The organism is Veillonella dispar, from assembly GCF_937975875.1.
GTDB lineage: Bacteria > Bacillota > Negativicutes > Veillonellales > Veillonellaceae > Veillonella > Veillonella dispar_B.
In genome coordinates, this window is sequence record NZ_CALJSP010000078.1 from 1 (window position 1) to 3,504 (window position 3,504).

General features: G+C 39.5%; 2 protein-coding genes. Both read left to right on the plus strand.

The window, feature by feature from the left end:
- Positions 1 to 383 precede the first annotated feature (383 nt).
- Complete coding sequence (glyQ, locus tag Q7P05_RS03715) at positions 384 to 1,259, plus strand: glycine--tRNA ligase subunit alpha (RefSeq protein ID WP_295826488.1); 876 nt, start codon at positions 384 to 386, stop codon at positions 1,257 to 1,259.
- 1 nt (position 1,260) lies between these two features.
- Positions 1,261 to 3,312, plus strand: a complete 2,052-nt coding sequence (gene glyS / locus Q7P05_RS03720) for a glycine--tRNA ligase subunit beta (RefSeq protein WP_303930543.1) — start codon at positions 1,261 to 1,263, stop codon at positions 3,310 to 3,312.
- Positions 3,313 to 3,504: the final 192 nt, after the last annotated feature.

Consider the following 3,504-nt stretch of genomic DNA (forward strand, 5'->3'; position numbering starts at 1 on the left):
TACTTTATGAATCAAAAGGCATAAGTATTTGTCACAAATGTTTGATTACTCTAGAAGTAATATATAGTTAAATTAAGCTTAATATTGACATCTCTCTCTTTGTATTGCTACAATATTGTGTATAATATATGCGATGAAGCAGAGTAGTAAACCTCTCTAGCGAGTGAGGATGGTGTAAGCTCACATTTGGTTGAAGGCGCTGTAGAGCATTGGCAGGAACGCAGGTATCTGTTAGTAAAGGCCAACATAGAAAAAAGAGGGCGCAAGCCAAATAGGGTGGAACCGCGGGTATACTCGTCCCTGTAACGTTTTTCGTTACAGGGACTTTTTTGTTTGTAACGAAATGGTTGATTTTATGTCGGTTGTGTAAAGTGGAGGCAGCAATGACATTTCAAGAGATTATTTTAAATCTACAAAAATTCTGGAGCGATCAAGGTTGTATCGTTCAAAATCCATATGACATTGAAAAGGGTGCAGGCACAATGAACCCTGCAACATTCTTGCATGCTATTGGTCCTGAACCTTGGGCTGTATGTTATGTAGAGCCTTCTCGTCGTCCAGCAGACGGTCGTTATGGTGATAACCCTAACCGTTTGTTCCAACATCATCAATTCCAAGTTATCGTGAAACCATCTCCAGATAATATCCAAGAATTATATTTACAATCCTTAGCAACTCTTGGTATTCATGCTGAAGATCACGATATCCGTTTCGTAGAGGATAACTGGGAATCTCCAACATTGGGTGCTTGGGGCCTTGGCTGGGAAGTATGGCTCGATGGTATGGAAGTAACTCAATTCACATATTTCCAACAAGTTGGTTCCATCGACTGTAAACCAGTTTCCGTAGAAATTACATACGGTTTAGAACGTTTGGCTATGTACATTCAAGGTGTAGAAAATGTTTATGACCTTAAATGGAATGAGAACGTTACATACGGTGACGTTTGGCATGCTAACGAAGTTGAACAATCCGTATATAACTTTGAATTAGCAGATACAGATATGCTTTTCAAATTGTTTGATATGTACGAAGCAGAAGCAAAACGCGTTTGTACAGCTGGCTATGTATTACCAGCTTACGATTATGTATTGAAATGTTCCCACACATTCAACTTGCTCGATTCTCGTGGTGCTATTTCCATCAGCGAACGTACTGCTTTCATTGGCCGCGTACGTGCATTAGCTCGTATTTGTGCACAACAATACCTCGCTAAACGCGAAGAATTAGGTTTCCCACTTTTGAAAGGAGATAAATAAGATGGCAAAGGATTTATTATTTGAAATCGGTGCAGAAGAAATTCCTGCCGGCTTTATGCCAAATATCTTAGGTCAATTGAAACAATTGGCTGAAACAAAATTAAATGATGCCCATCTTCCTTTTGAAAGCATCGCAACATACGGCACACCACGTCGTTTGGCTCTTATCGTGAAAGGTCTTGCTGACACATCTGCTGAAATCAGCGAACGTCATAAAGGTCCTTCTGCATCTATCGCATATGATGCTGACGGTAAGGCTACAAAAGCTGCTATCGGTTTCGCTCGTGGTAAAGGTCTTGATGTAGCTGATCTCGTTGTAGAAGACGGCTATATCTATGCTGAAACTAAAACAGCAGGCGTACCTGCAAAAGATATTGTAACTGACATGTTGCCACAATTGATTACAGGTCTTAACTTCCCTAAATCCATGCATTGGGGCAATTTAGATGCTAAGTTTGTGCGTCCTGTACGTTGGCTTGTAGCATTACTTGATGAAGAGGTAATTCCTGTAGAATTTGCTACTGTAAAATCTGGTAATGTAACACGCGGTCATCGCTTCTTAGGTGCTGATGAAATCACTATCAAAAATGCAGCATCCTATGTAGACACATTAAAAGAAAACTTTGTTATGGTTGATCAAAACGCACGTCGTGAATTGATCTCCAAACAATTACATGATATTGCAGCTTCTAAAAATGCATCCATCGTTTGGGATGATGATTTGTTAGAAGAAATTAACTATCTTGTTGAATGGCCTTCAGCATTGTGTGGTGGCTTTGAAGAGTCCTACTTGGCACTTCCAGATGCAGCTATCATTACACCTATGAAAGATCATCAACGCTACTTCCCATTAGTTGACCAAGAGGGCAAATTGTTACCAATGTTCTTAACAGTTCGTAACGGCTCCGATCATTCCATCGAAGTAGTTCAAGCTGGTAACGAACGTGTATTGCGCGCCCGTCTTGATGATGCTAAATTCTTCTTCAACGAAGATCGCAAGAAACCTCTTATCGACCGTCAAGATGGTTTGACTAAAATCGTATTCCAAGAAGGTCTTGGTAACTTAGCAGATAAAACTGAACGTTTGCTTAAATTGGGCCGTGTATTCGGTGAAGAATGTGGCTTGCACGAAGATGCAGCTGTTGTATTAGAACGTGCTACAGAGCTTGCTAAAACTGACCTTACAACAGGTATGGTTACAGAGTTCACTGAATTACAAGGTGTAATGGGTAAAGAATACGCTTTACTTGATGGTGAGTCCGAAGAGGTAGCAGAAGCTATTTTTGAACAATATTTGCCACGTTTCGCAGGCGATGTATTGCCTCAAACTGAAGCAGGTAAAGTATTGTCCATCATCGATAAAGTAGATAATATCGTTGCTACTTTCAGCCGTGGTTTAATCCCTACAGGCTCTCAAGATCCATATGCATTGCGTCGTCAAACAATTGGTATCTTGAACATCTTACTTGGTAGTGAGTGGAATATCAGCTTGCGTCCAATCTTCAAAGCATCTATGGAATTGCTTAATGTACCAACTGAAAAACAAGACGAATTGCTTAGCCAAGTAGAAGAGTTCTTCACACTTCGTTTGAAAAATATCTTCCTTGATCGCGAAGTTCCTCATCATGTAATCGACTTGTTGTTGTCCAACAACGAATTGTCCGTTGCTGATGCTGAAGGCCTTGTAAATGCATTGTTAGCAAACCGCATCGATGAAAATGTTGAGCTTGTTCAAGCGTATACTCGTATGTACAATCTTGTAAAAGATGTGGAATATACAGGGGTTAATACCGACTTGTTGAAAGAAGATGCTGAAAAAGCATTGTTCGAAGCTGCTTCTAAAGCATCCGAAGCAAGTCTTGCTGCATGGGAAGCTAATGATTATGCTGCAGTTGTAGCTGTTCCAGCTACTTTGGTTCCAGCAATCAACAAATTCTTTGAAGATGTAATGGTTATGGATAAAGACGAAGCTATTAAAGCTAACCGTTTACAACTCGTTCGCTTAGCTTACAGTGTAATGGCTATTATCGGCGATATTAGTGCATTAAAATAATATATTTTGTATTAGATACATTAAACTTTTACAGAAATATATGAAAGAAGAGGTACCATTTGGTACCTCTTTTTGCTTTTACGAAGAATATACATATTTTATGCAGGATTTTTTGATATCATGGCGAATATCTTATAATATACAAAGTTGTATGATGAAGAGAAAATGATTTGGGCTCGTACCAGCGATGAG

What these genes read in the sequence shown, in the direction of transcription:
- glyS (WP_303930543.1), top strand. Translation starts at nt 1,261, where the DNA reads ATGGCAAAGGATTTATTATTTGAAATCGGTGCAGAAGAAATTCCTGCC.
- glyQ (WP_295826488.1), top strand. Translation starts at nt 384, where the DNA reads ATGACATTTCAAGAGATTATTTTAAATCTACAAAAATTCTGGAGCGAT.